The 19,277-nt window shown below is 41.9% G+C and carries 16 protein-coding genes and 1 pseudogene; 6 read left to right on the top strand and 11 right to left on the bottom strand.

The genetic code is table 11. The annotated features are described in order from the left end of the window. Window positions 1–149 precede the first annotated feature (149 nt). The 6 genes from ACYQ28_RS01835 to ACYQ28_RS01810 form a co-directional block, all read right to left on the bottom strand. On the bottom strand, window positions 150–863 hold the full coding sequence (locus tag ACYQ28_RS01835) for a leucine-rich repeat domain-containing protein (RefSeq protein ID WP_460052655.1): 714 nt from the start codon (window positions 861–863) through the stop codon (window positions 150–152). Between the two features lie 748 nt (window positions 864–1,611). Further along, a complete protein-coding gene (locus ACYQ28_RS01830) occupies window positions 1,612–1,758 on the bottom strand; it encodes a hypothetical protein (RefSeq protein ID WP_460052652.1) in 147 nt (48 codons plus the stop codon). Then, window positions 1,759–2,088, bottom strand: a complete 330-nt coding sequence (locus ACYQ28_RS01825) for a hypothetical protein (RefSeq protein ID WP_460052651.1) — start codon at window positions 2,086–2,088, stop codon at window positions 1,759–1,761. Window positions 2,089–2,491: 403 nt separating this feature from the next. Then, window positions 2,492–2,824: a heterodisulfide reductase-related iron-sulfur binding cluster gene (locus tag ACYQ28_RS01820; protein WP_460052648.1), complete on the bottom strand. Its 333-nt coding sequence runs from the start codon at window positions 2,822–2,824 to the stop codon at window positions 2,492–2,494. An 86-nt stretch (window positions 2,825–2,910) separates the two neighbouring features. Continuing rightward, window positions 2,911–3,855, bottom strand: a complete 945-nt coding sequence (locus tag ACYQ28_RS01815; protein ID WP_460052645.1) for a (Fe-S)-binding protein — start codon at window positions 3,853–3,855, stop codon at window positions 2,911–2,913. A 13-nt stretch (window positions 3,856–3,868) separates the two neighbouring features. Next, window positions 3,869–4,147, bottom strand: a complete 279-nt coding sequence (locus tag ACYQ28_RS01810) for a DUF6156 family protein (protein WP_460052642.1) — start codon at window positions 4,145–4,147, stop codon at window positions 3,869–3,871. A 271-nt stretch (window positions 4,148–4,418) separates the two neighbouring features. Between ACYQ28_RS01810 and ACYQ28_RS01805 the strand changes: the two are divergent. Beyond that, a pseudogene (locus ACYQ28_RS01805) lies at window positions 4,419–5,012 on the top strand (IS1595 family transposase). A 49-nt stretch (window positions 5,013–5,061) separates the two neighbouring features. On the opposite strand, the gene ACYQ28_RS01800 reads toward ACYQ28_RS01805, so the two are convergent. Further along, window positions 5,062–6,216, bottom strand: a complete 1,155-nt coding sequence (locus ACYQ28_RS01800; protein WP_460052640.1) for a hypothetical protein — start codon at window positions 6,214–6,216, stop codon at window positions 5,062–5,064. Between the two features lie 346 nt (window positions 6,217–6,562). After that, window positions 6,563–7,123 (bottom strand): YceI family protein, encoded by a 561-nt coding sequence (locus ACYQ28_RS01795; protein ID WP_460052638.1) that lies wholly within the window; start codon window positions 7,121–7,123, stop codon window positions 6,563–6,565. Window positions 7,124–7,404: 281 nt separating this feature from the next. Between ACYQ28_RS01795 and ACYQ28_RS01790 the strand changes: the two genes are divergently transcribed. Continuing rightward, the gene (locus ACYQ28_RS01790; RefSeq protein WP_460052635.1) at window positions 7,405–8,715 is read left to right on the top strand and encodes an MFS transporter; all 1,311 of its coding nucleotides are present in this window, start codon (window positions 7,405–7,407) and stop codon (window positions 8,713–8,715) included. A 2-nt stretch (window positions 8,716–8,717) separates the two neighbouring features. Here the strand turns inward: ACYQ28_RS01790 and epmA are convergent, their stop codons facing one another. Together epmA and efp are read right to left on the bottom strand one after the other, a co-directional pair. Next, complete coding sequence (gene epmA, locus ACYQ28_RS01785) at window positions 8,718–9,662, bottom strand: EF-P lysine aminoacylase EpmA (RefSeq protein ID WP_460052633.1); 945 nt, start codon at window positions 9,660–9,662, stop codon at window positions 8,718–8,720. Between the two features lie 149 nt (window positions 9,663–9,811). Further along, entirely contained in the window at window positions 9,812–10,387 is a 576-nt protein-coding gene (gene efp / locus ACYQ28_RS01780; protein ID WP_460052630.1) for an elongation factor P, read from the bottom strand. Window positions 10,388–10,554: 167 nt separating this feature from the next. On the opposite strand from efp, the gene epmB reads away from it, so the two are divergent. The 3 genes from epmB (at window position 10,555) to ACYQ28_RS01765 (ending at window position 16,498) form a co-directional block, all read left to right on the top strand. Then, window positions 10,555–11,574: an EF-P beta-lysylation protein EpmB gene (gene epmB, locus ACYQ28_RS01775; RefSeq protein WP_460052627.1), complete on the top strand. Its 1,020-nt coding sequence runs from the start codon at window positions 10,555–10,557 to the stop codon at window positions 11,572–11,574. A 609-nt stretch (window positions 11,575–12,183) separates the two neighbouring features. Further along, entirely contained in the window at window positions 12,184–13,806 is a 1,623-nt protein-coding gene (locus ACYQ28_RS01770) for a hypothetical protein (protein WP_460052625.1), read from the top strand. A 532-nt stretch (window positions 13,807–14,338) separates the two neighbouring features. After that, window positions 14,339–16,498 carry an EAL domain-containing protein gene (locus ACYQ28_RS01765; RefSeq protein ID WP_460052622.1) on the top strand — a complete coding sequence of 720 codons (2,160 nt, stop codon included), beginning with the start codon at window positions 14,339–14,341 and terminating at the stop codon, window positions 16,496–16,498. A 137-nt stretch (window positions 16,499–16,635) separates the two neighbouring features. On the opposite strand, the gene serB is transcribed toward ACYQ28_RS01765, so the two are convergent. Next, complete coding sequence (serB, locus tag ACYQ28_RS01760; protein ID WP_460052620.1) at window positions 16,636–17,823, bottom strand: phosphoserine phosphatase SerB; 1,188 nt, start codon at window positions 17,821–17,823, stop codon at window positions 16,636–16,638. A 155-nt stretch (window positions 17,824–17,978) separates the two neighbouring features. Between serB and ACYQ28_RS01755 the strand changes: the two genes are divergently transcribed. Continuing rightward, window positions 17,979–19,160 carry a hypothetical protein gene (locus ACYQ28_RS01755; protein ID WP_460052617.1) on the top strand — a complete coding sequence of 394 codons (1,182 nt, stop codon included), beginning with the start codon at window positions 17,979–17,981 and terminating at the stop codon, window positions 19,158–19,160. Window positions 19,161–19,277 lie beyond the last annotated feature (117 nt).

The following is a 19,277-nucleotide window of genomic DNA, read 5'->3' as shown; positions in this document are numbered from 1 at the left end:
TTCTCTTGGTCGGGAGAGGTGCTGACTCTACCAGCTGGCCTCTCAACTACCAATTGCACTTATTATCTGAAACCGCGAATTAATCAAAATTAATTACACAGCAGATATTTCTAGATAAATTAATTTTACGAACACCTAGCTGCTTTAACTTAACTTTTAACGAACTGAACATCACTTGAACTTAAATATTGCTTAGTAGACTCGGTAAACACTTGAGCCCTACCGATATTAACGAGCTTGAGATTTGGTAAATCTCTAGACGTAATGTCTAATTTTTCCAAACTTTTGACATTACCAAAATGCAACTCCTCCAACGAGTGCAACGTTAACAATGGTTTTAATTCATCAAATACCTGCTTTTTGTAATCACCACCAATCAATGACAAGTATTTAAGATTTCCACTTAGAGCTTCAATAAATTCGACATTATTAATTTTAGGAAAATTGCAAATAGTTAACCCTCTCAACTTTTTTAAATAACTGATCGACTCAAGGCTTTCTATTTTTGAACCATGCCCTAAACTCAAATGAGTTAAGTTAGTCAAGCACTTTAAATTTTCAACATTGTGCGCCGAAACAACATCGATAGCTAATCGTTCTAACGTAGTTAACGTACAAATAGCATCAAATAAATTTTGATTGGCCCTACCCTTCGCCCATAACAATTTTACGCGATTTAATTTTGGTAGAACTTTGGCCCAACGTTTTGGCCATTCACCCATCGCAGGAATATAAATGTATTCGGGCTGCTCCTCGATTGCTTTTTCTGGTTCTCCATATCCCATCCAAAAACTGTAATCAACTTCATTTTCCCACATAGTATAAGCGGCGGCATTACATTTATTATAAATTACATAAGTCATTCATATTTGCTCATAGTAAAAATTGTACATTGGCGGTTTTTTCTCAACAGACTGCTTGAGCTTTTAAACGATTATAGGAACCTCTGATTAACTCATCTTCGATTTAATCAGACGGCGGAAATTGACAAAGTGATTTCCAATTTCTTCACAATTTCAATCACTTACCGTTCTGGAAATTGGCGACACCTTCTTATGTCGCAAGAAATTCTAAGTTAATCAGAGTTTCCTATAATATGATATTTGAAAACCCATTGACCTATCATCTTCAGGCTAATCCCATCTTTAGGGCTGACTTTATCCACCACAGAAATATCATGAATAACATCCTCGCGCCGGTATAGCTCTGGAATGGTAACGCAAGGGCATACTTTTCGTTCATGGGCTATTTCGGTGATAACATTTGCTAAATTGTAGTAGTTTAAACGCTATACCGTCATAAAGAGATTTTTTATAAAAAAATATGCCATCACTACAATCTAATAGATCTAGATTTATCCTTATCAAGAAATTATCTCCCAGTAAGATTTTCAAAAAAATCGATAGGAGTAATTGAACTCCAAATTGAATGATCTTTTCAAGACAGAGATATAAGGAACGGATCAGAAAAGGAGAAAGAGTTAACAGACAGAGGAGAAGTTGGACGAAAATTATTCTAATTGTTATATCTTTATTTATCTGTTAAACGACTTAACAAGAAAACATCACACAGTTACTCGGCTCAGCCTGAATAACAAATCATTAAAAACAATTATTTACGGCTTTTTTGTTCAAATTCTGCTTTTTTCGCTGTTTCAATCTCAATTTTACGTCGAGCATTTTCTTCAGCTTGGCGTACAATTTCTGGATTGGTCCTTCTATCGAAATCTTCCAAGGGCTTGGCTAATTTCTTAACCATTTAATGACTCATACTAATCCTCATTAGCGAGGGGATTACCGGTGTATTTCTCACGTTTGGCTGACCATTAACGATGGAAAAAGCATGTTGGGGTTTAGGACAACCTGGTGTAAAACCTATTTTTGCAAGGTCTGCTAGAACCCGCTTTCGTCTCATTTTCGCGATAACAATATGCTCACCATCAGTAAGATACCCATCTGGGTTATCACTGATTTCTTGTTCACTCATAAAGTACTGATTTTCGGCCAATAAAGCTTGGTCAAAATCATCTATTTTTTCAAATTTAATTTTATATTTTTCATCAATAGTGAAAAGTACGCCACTACTCATAAATGTTCCTCTTACATTTTTACTGGCGATAGAATAGCGTTGGTTTTATATAAGGTGAATACCAAATTTTGACTCTAATCGGCTTTATAGCGATGAGCGTTATAAAAATAGACTTAAATCACACCCAAGATATACCAATCCAAATAATTGGGAAAATAAATCAGAAACTAAAGTGTTAAGCATCTCTCCAAAAGGAGAATTTTTCGAATTTATATCAATCAATTTGCTGAAATTTAGCTTTTACATTGTGTATAATTGATCCACCATTTATCAAAGTCGTTTAAAAAGTAGGTTTTTTAAAACCTACTTCCAACCTGTTTCAGCTGTTTACAAACACCTCTGTAACGTTAATGTGCTATTTAAAAATTAGCATCAACTAAAACATCTTTAATCCTAAAAATATTCACGAACACAAATGCCGCCGTAATACTTCGGCCAAATGCACGGGTTTATTGCGTGAATAATTTTTGATTTGTTGCCGACATGAAAATCCATTAGCAACCACCCATTGATCTGGATTTGTATCTAAGGCGGGAATTAATCTTTGCCGCGCCATTTTTTCGCTCAGTTCTTGATGTTCAGTTTCCAAGCCCAAAGTCCCGGCCATGCCGCAGCAACTGGAATCAATATTCGTAAATGTCTGCTGATCTAAAAGCTTTAACACCCGGCGCACAGACTTCATGGCGCCAGTAGCTTTTTGGTGACAATGCCCGTGAACAAAATAGTCACCAGCCAAATTATTACCTTGCAAACGAAAGCGTTTGGCTTTAATTTCGCGAGCAATAAATTCTTCTAATAAAAAGGTTTTTTCGGCTACGGTTTTTATTTTTTTTTAATATCAGCATCAGAAAATAACGCCAAGGCATCATCACGTAAACCTAATACGCAAGATGCTTCTAACCCAATAACAGAGATACCCGCATTCACTTTTTCGTACAAAGTAGCAACCAATGCAAGAGCCTTTGTTTGAGCCTCTTTAATCATGCCTTGCGCTAGGTAAGTTCTACCGCAACATAAATTCTCCTGTTTTGCAGCATTGACCAAACTGACTTTATAGCCCGCCTGCGATAAAACAATTACAGCGTCTAAAACAATATTAGGTTCAAAGTTTTTGCAAAAGGTATCAACAAATAAACAGACTTCAGCCACAACTGGCTCGACAGTTTTTATTGAATAACTGGACAATAAAATTTCTAAAGGTGAATCACTGCTTGAAACTGGTTCGGGTAAATTTATTTTGTGAGAAATACCCACTAGCTTCTCAGCCCAGAGAGCAATTAATTTCGATGAATTACGAAGCCGAACGGCCGAATTTAACCAGCGAGAAGAATTTATCAAATCAGGAATTTTCGCGAATACTTTAGAGCGAAAAGACATTTTTTTAAGTTGATTTCTTTGTGCCAAAAATTCGGATTTAATTAACGCCATATCAACGTTATTTTCACATTCGCGCTTGCAGCCTTTACAACTTACACAAAGCTCTATAGCGTCTTGTAAGTCAGTCTCTAAAAATTGAGCGTTATTTTCATCTAAATTATTCAACGCATGCTTTAAAAGCTGTACCCGCCCACCAGTTGATAAATGTTTATCGCCGGTAACGCGAAAGCTCGGGCACATTACCTGTTTGTCGTGTTCCTCACATTGTCGGCTATTAATACATACTGCAACAGCCTTAGCATAATCGCCGCCGTTTTTAGGAATATCCGCGTAGACATCGCCCATTCCCGCGTCTTTGTATGCCGACCAATCCAGTAAAGTTTTTAACATAAAACAACCTACATTAAACGCGAGGCTTCACTACCTGAACCTCACCATCAAGGTTGGTAATTTTCGCCTCTAATAACTGACCTTGATCGTCGTAGGAATATTCGTGCCGTAACTCAACCTCACCGTAAACCTTTTTAACCACCTGCAGCAAAAGACCGGAATCATTAAAGCTTGCCACAAAATAGGTATTTCGATTCTCGATACTTTCACTTTCAATGGGTGAAACCAACTTTAATGGCAGTCGAACACCGGAATAACTCAGAAAATACTTCTCTTCACACACTTCGCTCACAACCTGCTCCTAAGGGCTAATGTTAATAATCAAGAGCCCTCAGAAAGCTTTGTACCAAAAATGAAGCGTCTTAAAGATAATTGAAAAGAATTTGATTTTTATCAGAACATATCACCAACATGTTACTCAGCAGTCAATATTAGCGACGCATCTGGCAACAACAGTACTTTCAAAATAAGGGGCTGAAGTAGCTAAGAGTAGCCATAAAGGCTACTCTTAGCTCATGTACATAAGAAAAATCCGGTTAACACCTAGGCAATAAAGTAGACTTATTGAATATTTTGTCGTGGGTCGGCGGCTGAAATACTTGGAATACAACCCAATACAGCCATTCGCGTTTTTATGCGATTGAGACAGCTGATAGCCAATAAATTGCCGAGATACGATTTATCCGGTAAAGTCGAAATCGATGGAAGCCATTTTGGAGGAGTACGTAAAGGCAATAGAGGTCGAGGCGTAAAAGGTAAAATAACAGTTTTTAGCCTATTAAAAATAGGGCGAAAGGTTTTTTCCGTTATTATCCCCAATGCCAAAACTGAAACACTGTTGCCTATTATCAATGAGAAAGTTGCACCTGATAGCTTTATCTACACCGATACATTTAAATCTTACAACGCTTTGGATGTGAGTGATTTTCATCATCAGCGGATTAATCATTCGAAATTATTTGCTGATAATACAAATCACATTAATGAAATCGAGAATTTTTTGGAATCAGGCTAGACGCCGTTTACGAAAGTTTAATGGAATTAAACAAGATGATTTTTATTGATTTCTTAAAGAGAGCGAATGGCGCCTCAATGGAGGAGATCACCAAACGCTACTAAAACAGCTAAAATGCTGGTATAAAACTACAAAATACTAGTTCTTAGCTACTTCAGACCTTTAAATAAAGTAACGGCATTATATAATGCTTATTTTTTTAGTTTTTCTAACAAAGCGTCTTTTATATTCACCGATGGAGGCAACTCATCCAAAATACTAAGCATATGTTTATAAGCTTCTAATTGAACTTGAGGTACATCATAATCTTTGTACCCATCTTCGCCATGAAATCGTATGATCACTTTATCAAATTGCGTAATCAGTGGATTGATTTTAAGATAATAATCTTGATAGTTTATCAATGTTTCGTCCCAGATTAGACCACGCTTGGGTTTACTCCTTAAAAATAGAAGGTCAGGTGAATGCCAAGATTGATCCCCAGCTATAATTTCAAAAGATTTAACCAGTAAATCATTGTCCCCACCATACCCCACTTTTAATCTTGGTACATAGTTCTTACCTAACACACTCAAAGAGAGATCAATACCCCCATAAGAAGGCCTGTACTTTTCAGCTGAAATTCCATCTTCGCTGGTCTTAAAAAACAATGATTCATCTGCTTCTATGCTATATGTGCCGGATTTTCTTTCTCGTATACTTGTTTTAACAAGAAGATCTGCCAACTCAGTGTTCTCACCAAACAATTCATACGTATGTCTAATCTTATTCAAATGCTCTTGCACTAACCTATTACCATCGCTGAGGACATAGACTTCATACCCTGATTGAATCTCCACAGCTATCAGCATTATTTTAGAGCCTTTAACAAGTGGCTCAGGTTTAAATGCTTTTATATCAACGTAACGTTCCATGGGGATAATACTTGATAAGGAGTATTTATCTCTTTTACTTGCGCTCTCTAGAAAATAGTAGTTTTGGCCGTTTTCTAATACAACCAAATGAAATTTATTCCCGAATTTATCTGTGGTGGTTGGACTTTGCGACGAAAAATAGCCTTTAGCTTCTGAATACTGTTCATAGGGTAATTTTTTAGAACATTTCTTAATAGATGCTTTGGTACAAAATCCGTCAAAACCATATTCCTTTGTAAACTCTCTATCACTATATATTACAAATTGCTCTTTACCTTCAGGTTCATAGATTTCAGAGGCTAAAGATGTATTTCCTCCTGAAGCTAAAAAAACAGCAAGTAATGTCGAGTTCAATTTGCCAATCCGAGTCTTCATTAGGAACTTTTTCTCGAAATCCCATTTAATGAATAAATTATTTACATCTAGTTTCATTAGTCAAATCTTCTTCTAAAATATTATTAAAATAAAATACCTGTTAAAATCAAAAAAATGCCCCGCTTTTCCCTAAAACATTTTTAAAAACATCAAATTCAAAACTTCATAACATACCCCAAAAGCATCCAGTTAATATCGAATATAATTGACGTGTATTTAATCACCAATGTTACTCTGTAACCATAACTCCATTAATTACCATGGTATTGGTGCAGCCTACTCAACAATTATCTCGGACTAAATACTCTTCAATTTTTCTCAGAGACTAAAGCCATCATTACAAATTGTCCCTAATTACACGACCTCAGAACAATTTTTATACGACCAACAAATAACATTAAACCTAACCTTTTTGAAATTCCGCATAAACTTCTATATTCACTTGGTCACTTACAAAATCTTTGTATTTATCCATACCAAAATCGGAGCGATTAAACTGACCAACGGCACTTACGCCGATTGTGTATTTTCCGGTGAGCCAATTATTTGCACCGCCATTGAAGGTAACGATGAATTGAACCGGATTGGTGTAACCTCGCCAATTTAATTGGCCGTTAAATTGATATTTTTGGCTGGATGCTTCGGAGCTAGTAATTTTCTGGATACTTTTACTGGTAAATTCCGCTTGTGGGTATTCGTTCGAATTTAACCAACCCTTACCGGCAAGTTGTTCTTCAAAATTGGTGTTGTTGACATCAAGTGATGTCATATCAATTAATGCGTGCAGTTGTGTAGACTCAATATTATTAGGATCAAAATCCAGAGCAACAGAAAACCTATCAAAGCTGCCAACAAAATCCGATAAGCCCAAATGCTTAACTTTAAACAGTAGTGTGGCGTGGTCTGGGTCTAGCTCGTAGGCTCCAGGCTTGAGCTGCGCGACATTTTGTTCAACTTTGGGCACCAACCAACTCACACACCCTTGTAAAAATACAGAAATGGTTATTATAAAAGTGATAAGCAAAAGTTTTGTCTTTTTCAGGTTATAATTTATCAACATTGAATACGTCTCTTTTTTATGTTTTTGTTGTCTGGGGTTAAACCGCTTTAATTAGCTAGTATCAACCGGCAATACTATTTTTAAAGAAGCTCTTTTTAAAGAAGCTCTGATGATCTCATCCATGTTTTAATCGGAAGTTCTTAAAGTTACGCTAATTAGTACCTTAATCAGATGAAAATATTTACATGAAACCATCAAACACAAAATCTCTAGAAAGTTTGTATCAACGCCTGGCCGATGAAGAAGACGCGAGAGTTTGCAAAGATATTCCCGAGTCGGCCTGTAGGGTGGTTCCGGGTAATTTTTTCAAAATATTGATCGCTCAGTTTGTTAATTCTATCGCCGATACGCTCTCTAGCGCTAAGCTTATCTTACCTTGGCTTATGGCGAGTGCTGGAGTGCCTGCGTTTTTCAGTGGTTTGCTGGTTCCCATTCGTGAATCGGGCTCTTTATTACCTCAATTAATATTTGCAGGCTATATTCGCAAATTTGCAAAACGAAAATGGTTTTTCGCTTTCGGTGCCGCTGCGCAAGGGATTGGCGCCTTGTGTTTGGCTTGGGTGGCGTTTTCTCTGGACGGATTTAGTGCCGGTCTTGCCATCGTCAGTTTACTGGTTGTTATTAGCCTCGCGCGCGGCATCTGCTCGGTAGCGTCTAAAGATGTTCTAGGTAAAACCATTCCCAAAACCCGTCGCGGATTGGTGTCTGGTTACAGTTCTAGCAGTGCCGGATTTGTTACGCTTATTTTGGGTATTGTGCTCTATTTAAACTGGACGCAGCAATTAAATAACTACGCGATTTTATTATTTATAGCTGCCGTTCTTTATTTTCTTGCCGGTGTTTTTTACGGCACAATCGACGAGCAAGAAGGCGAAACCGATGGCGGCGCTAATGCCTTTAGTTCGGCAATGAAAAGCGCGAGCTTATTAAAAACCGACAAAAATTTCAGGCGCTTTGTTATTACGCGCGCATTAATGATGAGCTCGGGTTTAAGTGCACCGTTTTTTATTACCTTGGCACACAGCAGCATGGCCGAAGCCAATCAATCGGCTTTGGGTTTATTTATTTTGGTGGGCGGTTTGGCGAGCTTATTAAGCGCCGTGGTTTGGGGTAAGTTTGCCGATCGCTCCAGCCGAAAAGTCATGCTCACCACCGCCGGGCTTACGGCGTTATTTTGCACTGGTGCTTGTGTGGTTTCTCTAATGGCCGAATCTCCCAGTTTTTACATCATGTTAGTTTTGTACTTTTTATTAGCCATCACTCACGAAGGCGTGCGTTTGGGTCGCAAAACCTATGTTATTGATCTCGCCGGTGGCAACCGCCGAACCGATTACGTTGCCGTTAGCAATACCGCAATCGGAGTTTTACTGCTGGTTTGGGGATTAATTAGCGCGGCCATCGCGCAATTATCGATAAGTTTGGTATTGGGTTTATTTGCCGCTTCGGCAATTCTGGCGGTATTTATGAGCCTAAAATTGCCGGAAGCTCAAGATTAAAATTAGGCACCATCAAGTTTAAACGGCAAAACCTCAGCAATATTGCTAACGCCCAGTTTTAACATCAACATGCGATCAACACCCATGGCAATGCCCGAACATTCGGGTAAGCCATGCTCAATGGCGGCGAGAATACGTTCGTCGTAATTTAAGCTGCGAGCACCAATATTTTGGCGCTGAATTAAATCGGCTTCAAAGCGTTCACGCTGTTCTTTAGCGTCGGTTAATTCCCAGTAACCGTTACCGATTTCAATGCCATCGCAATAGAGTTCAAACCGTTTTGCGACCTTCTCGCCATGTTCGTTGTAGGCTTTTTTTGCTAAGGCACCTTGCGATTCTGGGTAGTCGTAAATAAATACCCAATGGCGCAAGTTAGGCTCAATTAGGTGCGTAAATAATACGTCCAGCCATAGGTCTTTATGATCGCTTTCGAAAGAACAATCGATATGTTGTCGGGCGAGGTGTTCTATTTGTTTTGCCGTTGCGGTGTGCGGATTAATTGCGAACGTTTCTAAAAATACATCTCGATAACTAACTTTACGCAGCGGCACATTTTTTACCTGCGAAAGAATCAGTTCGCTCACTTCATCCATTAAATCCTGATCGGTAAATCCTTCTCGATACCACTCCAGCATGGTGAATTCTGGGCTGTGTTTGCGTCCACGTTCGTTATCTCTAAACACTTTTCCCAGATAATAAATATCACCGCTACCAGCGGCTAATAATCGCTTCATAAAGTATTCGGGCGACGTTTGTAAATAGGCGTTGCCGTCGTTACAAATCACCTGCACCGATTCGATATTGGGATCGCTGACGGTCGTCGATGACAATACCGGTACATCAACTTCCAATACGTTTTTATCCGCAAAAAACCGTCGTAACTGCGCAAGAAATTCTGCACGCTCACGCAAAGAGGCAATGGATGCGCTTGGTCGCCAATCGGACATTTTTGTACTCATTTTTCAAAAAGATAAGATCTGTAAAAACAAAAAAACCAAGCATAAGCTTGGTTTTTTTGATCATTGAAATCAGCTGATTTATTCTGCTTTTTCAAGGAAATGTCGTTCAACATTGATTGAACGAATGCACTGGATGCTTATTTAGCGCCAGTAGCACGACCTAGGTATTCACCGGTACGAGTATCAACACGCACGATTTCACCAATCGACATAAATAAAGGCACTTTGATTACTGCACCAGTTACTAGAGTTGCTGGCTTAGTACCACCGGTGGCAGTGTCACCTTTGATACCTGGATCGGTTTCAACAATTTCTAGCTCCACGTGGTTAGGTGGGGTAACCGCAAGAGGTGAACCGTTGTACAAGGTTACGGTACAAAGGTCTTGCTCTTTTAACCATTTAATAGAATCACCTACGGTTTTCTGGTCAGCGGCGTGCTGCTCGAAGCTGGCAGGGTTCATGAAATGCCAAAACTCACCATCGGAGTAGAGGTATTCCATCTCTTGATCGACAACGTCTGCCGAATCCAATGAGTCCCCAGACTTGAAGGTTTTTTCTAGAACACGGCCAGTTGCCAAGTTACGTAATTTAACGCGGTTGAATGCTTGGCCTTTACCGGGCTTAACAAATTCGTTTTCTAGAATGGAACATGGGTCTCCGTCTAGCATTACCTTCATGCCGCCGCGAAACTCATTGGTGGAATAGCTTGCCATAAAATCCTCGAATCAAACTGACTGAACTAATAATCAACTGACACAGCCAGTATCGCGAGAATGTGACGCTGCTTTCACAAAAAGTTATTAATTTACAAACAATTTGCTACGAAAGTCAGTAGAATCACCGGCCCGTTAAAACTGGAACTGCGTTTGGTTTATAAAAAGTGCACATAATACCTCAGCTCGACCTTTCTGGGCAGACCGAAGACTGGCAAAGTGAATTCAATCATCTAATTACCAGCGGCCAGCAGCTCTTAGAGGCTGTTGGACTCGGCTGCGACACAGCACTTTTAGAACAAGCGGCCCAGGCCGAGAAATTATTTCCGGTGCGGGCACCTTGGCCTTTGGTGCGAAAAATCAAACCGGGCGATGCAAACGACCCTATTTTAAAGCAATTGTTGGCCAGTGGTCCTGAGCTTTTAGACGTTGCCGGTTATGTTGCCGATCCTTTGGAAGAGACCGCCGCAACCCAAACTCCGGGATTGATCCACAAATATCACGGCAGAGTGCTACTAACCTTTGCCAGCCAATGCGTCACTAATTGCCGCTACTGTTTTCGCCGACATTTTGATTACGAAAGTAATCGGCTCAACCAGCAGAAACTTCGACAGATTAGCGAATATCTCGCAAGTGACACTTCGATTAAAGAGATCATCCTAAGTGGAGGTGATCCGTTAAGTGTCGGTAATGGTCAGTTTCAGCGCTTTTTTGACGCTTTAGAAAAAATTGAACACATAGATAAAGTAAGGATTCACACACGTGTACCGGCTGTAATTCCGGCAAGAATCGACAAGGAATTCGTCAATATACTCGCCAGGAGTAAACACAAAATTGTGGTAGTGGTTCACGTTAATCACGCACAGGAGCTTGATGAGCACTTTGATTTTGCTATGCAACAACTGCGACAACAGGGTGTGACCTTGTTAAATCAAAGCGTTCTATTAAAAGGAGTCAATGACTCTGCCGACGCACTAATAAACTTAAGTGAGCGCTTATTTACGGCGGGAGTATTACCTTATTACCTGCACCTATTAGATCAGGTGAGCGGCGCTGCTCATTTTTACGTACCACAGAAATTGGCTACAAATCTGCATAAGCAGATGCAGTCAAAATTACCAGGATATCTAGTACCGCGCTTGGTTAGAGAGATTGCTCAAGAAAAATCCAAAACTTGGATACTTTGATAAGACTAAAACAAGCCCAACACACTATTTGCTGAATTTTAATCAATTCCGCAAAACCCAAACACGTTCTAGCCTTGTGGAATATGGCCACCCTGCTAGTGAGTGTAATAGAAATATCAAAAGCATTGTGGCATCTTTGTTTAGGTAAGACTTAAGTAGGTTTTACCTAAATTAAAAATATTGAAGAACCTAAAGCACCTTTGATTAACTGCATCATGATTTAGTCAGAGAACAGAAATTGACGGGAAGTTTCCAATTTCTTTGTAATTTCAATAACTTAACGTTATTGACATTGGCGACACACCCTTGTGCTTCAGCGGTTGGCGACTCTGAGTTAGTTGGAGTTTGGTTAACTCGAGCTCTATGTATAACGATTTCGTGAAATCCAACATCTAATTGATAAATTAAAGAAAATAATGTCGATCGGTTTGGTAAATCCAACCAGCGAAAGCAAGCAACTAGAGACTAAAATAACTATAGAGATCGAAGAAACTCACACAAGAGATGCAATCCCATAAAGCAGCGTTGGCTATAACAACGTTAGTCACTACGTATTTTGCATCTGAGAGTGATAACTACTAATTACGACTGATTCTTATTGAGTGATTTATGCTTTTTGGTCGCGCGTCATCCAAACTGACTACCTGCAACTACGTTAAAGCCCTTCAGCTGCCCGAAGCAAACGAAACCAAGTTTAGCTTTTGCGCATCCGCTAAGCCTGCTCGCGTGAAAATTTGGATTGATGAGCTGCCGGTCACGAATGCTGCGAACACCAGTGCCTTGTTGTACAAAGCCTTGCCAGAGTTTGCCAAAGTCCAGATGACCCCAGCAACCCGCGCGGAGCTATTGGAATATGTGCGTCAACCTATTGTTAACTGCAACGAAACCATTTTAACGCCGCTGGCGCAGTCTCCGCTTAATCTGTCGGAGACTCAAAAGAAAGCCGTGGTTATTGCTCAGGCACTGCAAAAATACATGGTCATAGCCTATTGCCGCTGCGCCATTGATTTAAGTCTTGAAAAGAAGCCCAACCCCGCAGTACTAGCGAGCTATCTGCATCGCGCCATGACGGGCCTGTGCGCGTTGATGAAAAGTAACTATCAGTTCTACACGCCGGTGCCATCAGAGCTTTGGGCCATGACCAATGCCTTGTTTCGCATAGCCATGAACGCACAAGTTAAAGATATCAATGTTGTTGATCCCATAAATCACAAGGCTTCCGGCACAGTCGCACACGCTTACGGCGCCACCTTGGCGCTGGCCTGCGCAAATCCATTCCAGTTACGCCCGGTTGAAATTAATCAGGTCTACAACATTCTTTTGGAATGGTCTAAGTTCATCGATATTCATGTCCACCAAGACGGTGAAAAATCGTTATTTTCGGTGCTGAGCTGTTCAGACCAGGAACCGGATTACAGCTCAACCTTTGATCCGCAAAACCTCAGCGACGACGGTTTGACCATTGATTTTTCAAACCTGATCAACTTACTGAATAAAAGTGATGACGCCGAGTTCTCGACCCAGCGCAACCGAACCCTTACCCTGCGCACAAGCCTGAAAGACCACCTCAGCCACTGTTGGGGGCAGCGCATTCAACGCCTGCAACAGCGGGAAGAATGCGATAAGAATATTGAGGTCTGCTTGGGCATTTCTCGTATTCATAGCCTGCTATTAAACGGCGCCAGTTTTGATTCGTTTATCTATGGATCGAACGACGAAGCCGATGTCTATTCAACCAGCTGGGTCGATAATCAAGATAAGGGCAATCGCTTTGAGACGCCCGATCTTTATCTTATGGAAATGACCAATACCGGCGATAACGGTTTTCAACTCAGGTGTAATGATTCAATCCCGCCCAATCTACAAGCGGGCGAACTGATTGCGTACCGAGAGCCCGGCAAGCGAAATTGGCACGTAGGTGCAGTGCGCTGGGTTAGACGTAGCGATAAAAGCGGTGTGCAGTTTGGTGTACAGACCTTAGCCGAAAAAGTAGAAGCTCTTGGAGCCTGTACCGTCACCGACAACGGTAACGAATCCGACTTTATGCGCGTGTTAATGGTTAGAAACTCACTGACCGATGGCACGGAAAGTCTCGTTATACCGCATCTGCCATTCAGTGAGCGCTACCCAATAACTCTGGCTAAACGTGGTCAGCAGCGCAAAGTACAGCTCGGTCAAATGGTTATGGCCACTGGCGCCTTTAGTCAATTCTTCTTTCGAGAACTTAAATAGCGACAAATTCTGTTGAATCTTCAAACAAATCTCTCAAATAAACACCGAATGTAGGGTTTTATGAGAGATTTCCTTTAAAAGCAGTTCACGGTCTCTACACTTTTGCCTAAAATAAACTTTCAAATGGAAAAAGTTGTAAAAACACCACCCTTTATACTTAATTTTCGTCATAACTTATTGTGCAATGACACCTTTTCGAGATCGCTCAAGGATAGCTTGTCTCAGTAGTTGATCAAACCTCGTCAAATAAGCACAAAAATGACAAGTTTTGTTAAATCTTGCTACGCATTTATTAGGTTTGAATCAATAAATCTATTAGGATTAAGACTTTACCGATACAGCTTAAAGCAAAACTCAAAGAGCAGTTGTCTTAGCAAAACGGCCGTTAGGATTCTGCCATCGCAGGTCAACGCATATGTAAGCACACTCTCTTTTTTGGTCTGCTTAATACCGTCGTAAAACACGACTTAAAATTAAACCCACGAATCTGACTCTGGGTTTACATTTACTCAAACTGCGCTACAAGATTTATATGAGCCGAAGCGATACCATAAAACTGTTAATACTGAACGATTCTCGATCTGAAGTTGAGCGTCTTGCCAGCATGTTAAGAAACTCAGGTGTCAGTGTTCGAGCTCAACACGCTGAATCCCAAGAAGCATTGTCTAAGTTGTTGCAAGAACAATCGTGGGATCTGCTTATCGGTCACGACCAAACTGCCAACCTTCCTCTGGTCAATGCAATCAAAGAAATTCGTAAACTCAATCTCGATCTTCCTGTCATTGCTGTTACCGAAGAAGAAGGATCAAAACCGGTAGTAGAAGGAATTAGAGCGGGTTGCCGGGACGTGATCTTACTCGACGACGACCAGCATTTACTGTTGATTATCGAACGTGAAGTTGCAAACCGTAATCACCGCCAATCCCAACGCCAGGCAGAGCGCAAGCGCCGCGAAGCAGAACAACGCGCCATGCGACTTTTAGATAGCTCACGCGATGCCATCGCCTATGTGCAAGACGGTATGTTCTTATACTGCAACGAGACTTTTGCCGAAATACTGGGTTACGAAGATAAAGATGACCTGGAGGCTATGCCGTTTATCGATGTCATTGCCGACGCCGACCAAACGCTTTGCAAAGAAGTTTTGAAAAAATTCAACTTCAAAGGTCAGCAAGCTCAGGCACAAAAAATCACTCTGAACATGCCCGGCCTTCAAGGCAATTCTCAACCCGTTGAGATCGAAGTTAGCCAGGCCACCTTTGAAAACGAAGCCTGCATTAATTTTCACGCGCCCTATCAAGCGCTTAAAAGTCTAATGACCGCAACCGCTCCGGCAGCAAGCACAGCAGCGGTTGCAGGTCCTTCGGCGGAAGAAGTTGCCGCGGAAAAAGCCAAGGACAACGCCGCCAAACTGCGCGACAGCACTACCGGCTTGTACAATCGTAATGCCCTTTATCAGCAAATCGAAAAAGCCTTAGATGGCTCCGCCGACCATCAATCAACCCATGCACTGTTGTTAATTCACATCGCCGACTTCAATCAACGCATTATTAATGTTTTAGGCTATCGCCAAGCCGATATGGCCATGCGCGAAATTTCCAACAACATACGTACTTGGTTGAATGGCAAAGAATTCTTCGCGCGCTTTAACGACTCAACCTTTGCGGTCTTGCTGCCAAATTGCTCAGCAACACCCGCGCAAGAACGCGCCGGTAAATTGGTTGAGCAGGTTAATGAGCACGTATTTGAGGTTAAAAGTAAGACTATTCTGGTGAGATTGCAGATTGGTGTCAGTTTGATTACCGAAACCAGCCAAAATAGCGACCAATGTATTGAACGAGCACGCATGGCCATGGAAGCGTTGCGTAATGAAGACATTGATAACGACGGCGGTTACAAACTGTATGAAGAAAAAGAGAAATCGTCTGTTGGCGACGCAACCATGGCGGCCAAGCTTTCTCAGGCTGTAGAAAACGACAACATTTATTTGCTGTATCAACCCATTATTGGCCTTCGCGGCTCGGAAGAAGAGCAGTACGAAGTGTTGGCGCGCATCAGGGACGAAGACGGCCACGAACTGGCCAATACCGATGTTTTCAAAGAAGTCTCCGATCCTGATGTATTGAACAAGTTTGATCGTTGGGTGGTGTTAGAGGCCGCTAAGCAATTGTCAAAACACCGTCAAAAAGGCAACAACACGCGTTTAGTCGTTAACCTTAGCCAAGCAATTTTTGAAGATACCAATATTTCATCTTGGTTAAAAATTGCACTCAAAGCCGCCGAGCTACCACCAGACGCAATTATTTTCCAATTGCGCGAGGTCGATGTAACCACGCACATTTCCAAAGCCAAGCTGTTTACCGAATCGGTTGCTGCTAATGGCACTCCTATTTCGCTCACTAACTTTGGCTGTGTGTTAAATCCGTTGAATACGCTCAAACATGTTCACGCCGATTATATTAAGTTGGATCGCTCCTATACCCAGGAGCTGCAAGAAAATCCTGAATCAACAAGCCTAACCAACTTAGTACGTGAGCTGCACAGTGTGAAAAAGATTACCATCGTGCCGTTTATTGAAAATGCCTCGGCGCTATCTAAGCTTTGGCAGGCCGGTGTGCACTACATTCAGGGCCACTATCTGCAAGAACCTCACGCCATGATGAACTACGACTTTAACGCTGATCCTAATTAACGTAATGACTCAGCCAGTAAAGTGCTTGATACCATCCTTCACGAAATCTAAGTCGCGATGCCAATAAACGTGATACCAATAAAAAAAGGGCGATTAATTCGCCCTTTTTTACGTCTTCAAATTTCGCTTCGCAAAGACTAATCACGATAACCAATCAAATACAGGATCGCATCTAAGCCGAGCGTTGAAATCGACTGCTTAGCTTTCTCGCGCACAATGGGTTTGGCTCTAAATGCCACCCCCAAACCGGCTGCCGATAACATAGGAATATCATTAGCCCCATCGCCAACAGCAATCACTTGCTCAGGCAGAATTCCTTCTTGTTGAGCCATCTGGCGCAACAAAAACTCTTTGCGCTCGCCGTTAACCACTTCGCCCACCACACGACCGGTAACCTTGCCATCTTCAATTTCAAGCTCGTTAGCATAAACGTAATCGAAACCCATTTTTTGCTGAAGATAACGAGCGAAATAGTTGAATCCACCCGAGAGAATCGCGGTTTTGTAACCCATTTTCTTCAGTGTGCTAACCAGTCTTTCAGCGCCTTCGGTAATGGGTAAGTTTGCAGCGATTTCGGCTAAAACGGATTCATCAAGACCCTTTAAGGTACCCAGGCGATTGGCAAAGCTTTCGTTGAAATCCAGCTCGCCACGCATTGCCGCTTCGGTGATTGCGGCAACCTGTTCACCAACACCGGCGGCTTTTGCGAGCTCATCAATGACCTCAACCTTGATTAGGGTTGAGTCCATATCAAAACACACGAGCTTGCGGGTACGGCGATAAATATCTTCGGCTTGCACGGCAATATCAATCGCTTGTTCATTGGCCAACGACAACAAATCTGAACGCAGCGTTGCTAGATCACTAACATCGCCAGAGGCAAGGATTTCAAGGGATTCAAAAGCGTCCGCAGCAGGCTCCTGCAACGAAATACGTCCACTTAAACGCTGCATGTTTTCGACGCTGAGATTATGACCTTGCAGAACAACACACACTTGGCTCAGTTGCTGAGCGGTGATTTCGCTGGCCAAAACGGTAACGACAAACTTAGGACGGCCCGCTTCGGCAACCCAGTTTTCGTAGTCGCCAGAAGCCAGTTCACTGGTGTTCACGGTGATACTCATTCCTAGACAGGTCTTCACCAGCGAATCTAGGTTTTTCGAATCGTCGTGCAAAGCAACAATGGCCAGTTGCAGCTGGTCGAGGGTCACCGAATGATCGACATCCAATATCTTCGAGGTAAGGTTAGCCATTTCTGCAAGAATTTTTGGCAAAGCGGAGGGATTGTCTTTTCCGACAAAAGAAAACAAACGTAAAGCAGACACGGCAGCCTCTTAACTTGGAGTGATTAAACGGGGTTGGGGCGCTGAGTTTTCGCAGTTGACAGAAATACTGAGCAATAAAACCGAGCGCTATTATAGCTTCTCAATGGGATTACTCTACAATACCCCTAAAGTAACCGGTGTTTAGACGTTCGTGCATGCAAGCTTTTCTGTCCAATTCATTTGCTAATATTTTACATCACTCCAGGCTTCACAACTTGCGGGTCGCCGCCGTCGCGACCGTGTTAGGCATTCTTATTGGATCGGCCATTTGCTATCTGCTTTTATTTCAATCTGTAACCTCAGAGCGCAGCCAATCGGCTCAAGACGTCACCAATGAAATCGCTTCATTAGCCGCCAAAGAAAGCTCCGGGCCACTGTTTAATAACGACCTCTTAAGTCTTAGAGTCACGCTTGCAAAAATCGCCGAATTAAAATCCATTCATGGAATTACCGTTCACGATGTGGAGAATCGCCTGTTAACTCAAGTGGGCGATGTCGAACCTCATCCACACTCGATTATTGCCACCACCGAAATCACCCAAAACAGCAATATTGCGGGCTACTTATCGGTATACGCTCTACCCATTAAATCCACTCAGCACCTCAATATTTGGATGGCGGTATTTTTGTGTTTGGTGTGCGTACCCTTGGTGATTATTCTCATCAAACAGGCACCGTCAGACTTTTTAGAGGTTTTAACCTACGATCCAAAATCCGAAGTTGAAGCCATTCTTGATGACGATTCCGAAGAGTATATCGAGCCGCAAAAACAGCTCAGTAACCAACACGCCGTGGCCCTGTCATTAAAATCTGCCGAACTCGATACCCTTGCCAGCGTATTGAGCGAAACCAGTTACCAAGCCATGATTGAGAATCTGTGCGAACAAATCGACTCGGTGGCAAAGCTTTATAATGCCGATGTGCTGTATTACGGCTCGTCGTTGCCGTCGCTGCTGTTTTGCCACGCGAGCCTCGAAGACAACAGCTTTTCGGCACTGTGTTGCGGACAATTGTTACTGTCCTTAGCCTTTCGCCACCAGAGCGAGCTGAACCTGCGCGCACAAGTCGATTATGCTTTTAAAAGTCCTGTGCTTGCCGACACTGTATCGAGAACACGCGACCAAAACCCCGGTGGTTACTTATTTGTGAACCAGAATCTTTTGCCAGTACTCGACGGCAAGGTGCATTTTAAAGACAGCGAAAATTATTGGCGTGAAGCCGATGATTTTGATGCAGGCTTACAAAAACTGCTTGATAACCAACTCGATCAGCTTTTAATAGCACGCAACAAAAAAACCGCACCCGAGCCGCAAGCCACTACCGAAGAAACGTCTTAAAATTTACAGATTTCTCATCCATTCTAGTTGCAATACAACTTAACCAAAATACGCCTCGACATAAGTCACGCTTATCGACCGTAAATTCAAACAATCTGAGTGCTTAATCAGAGCGTT

The organism is Sessilibacter sp. MAH1, from assembly GCF_054658315.1.
The sequence above is the reverse complement of the archived record's forward strand: the minus strand, read 5'-3'. Positions and strand labels throughout refer to the sequence as shown.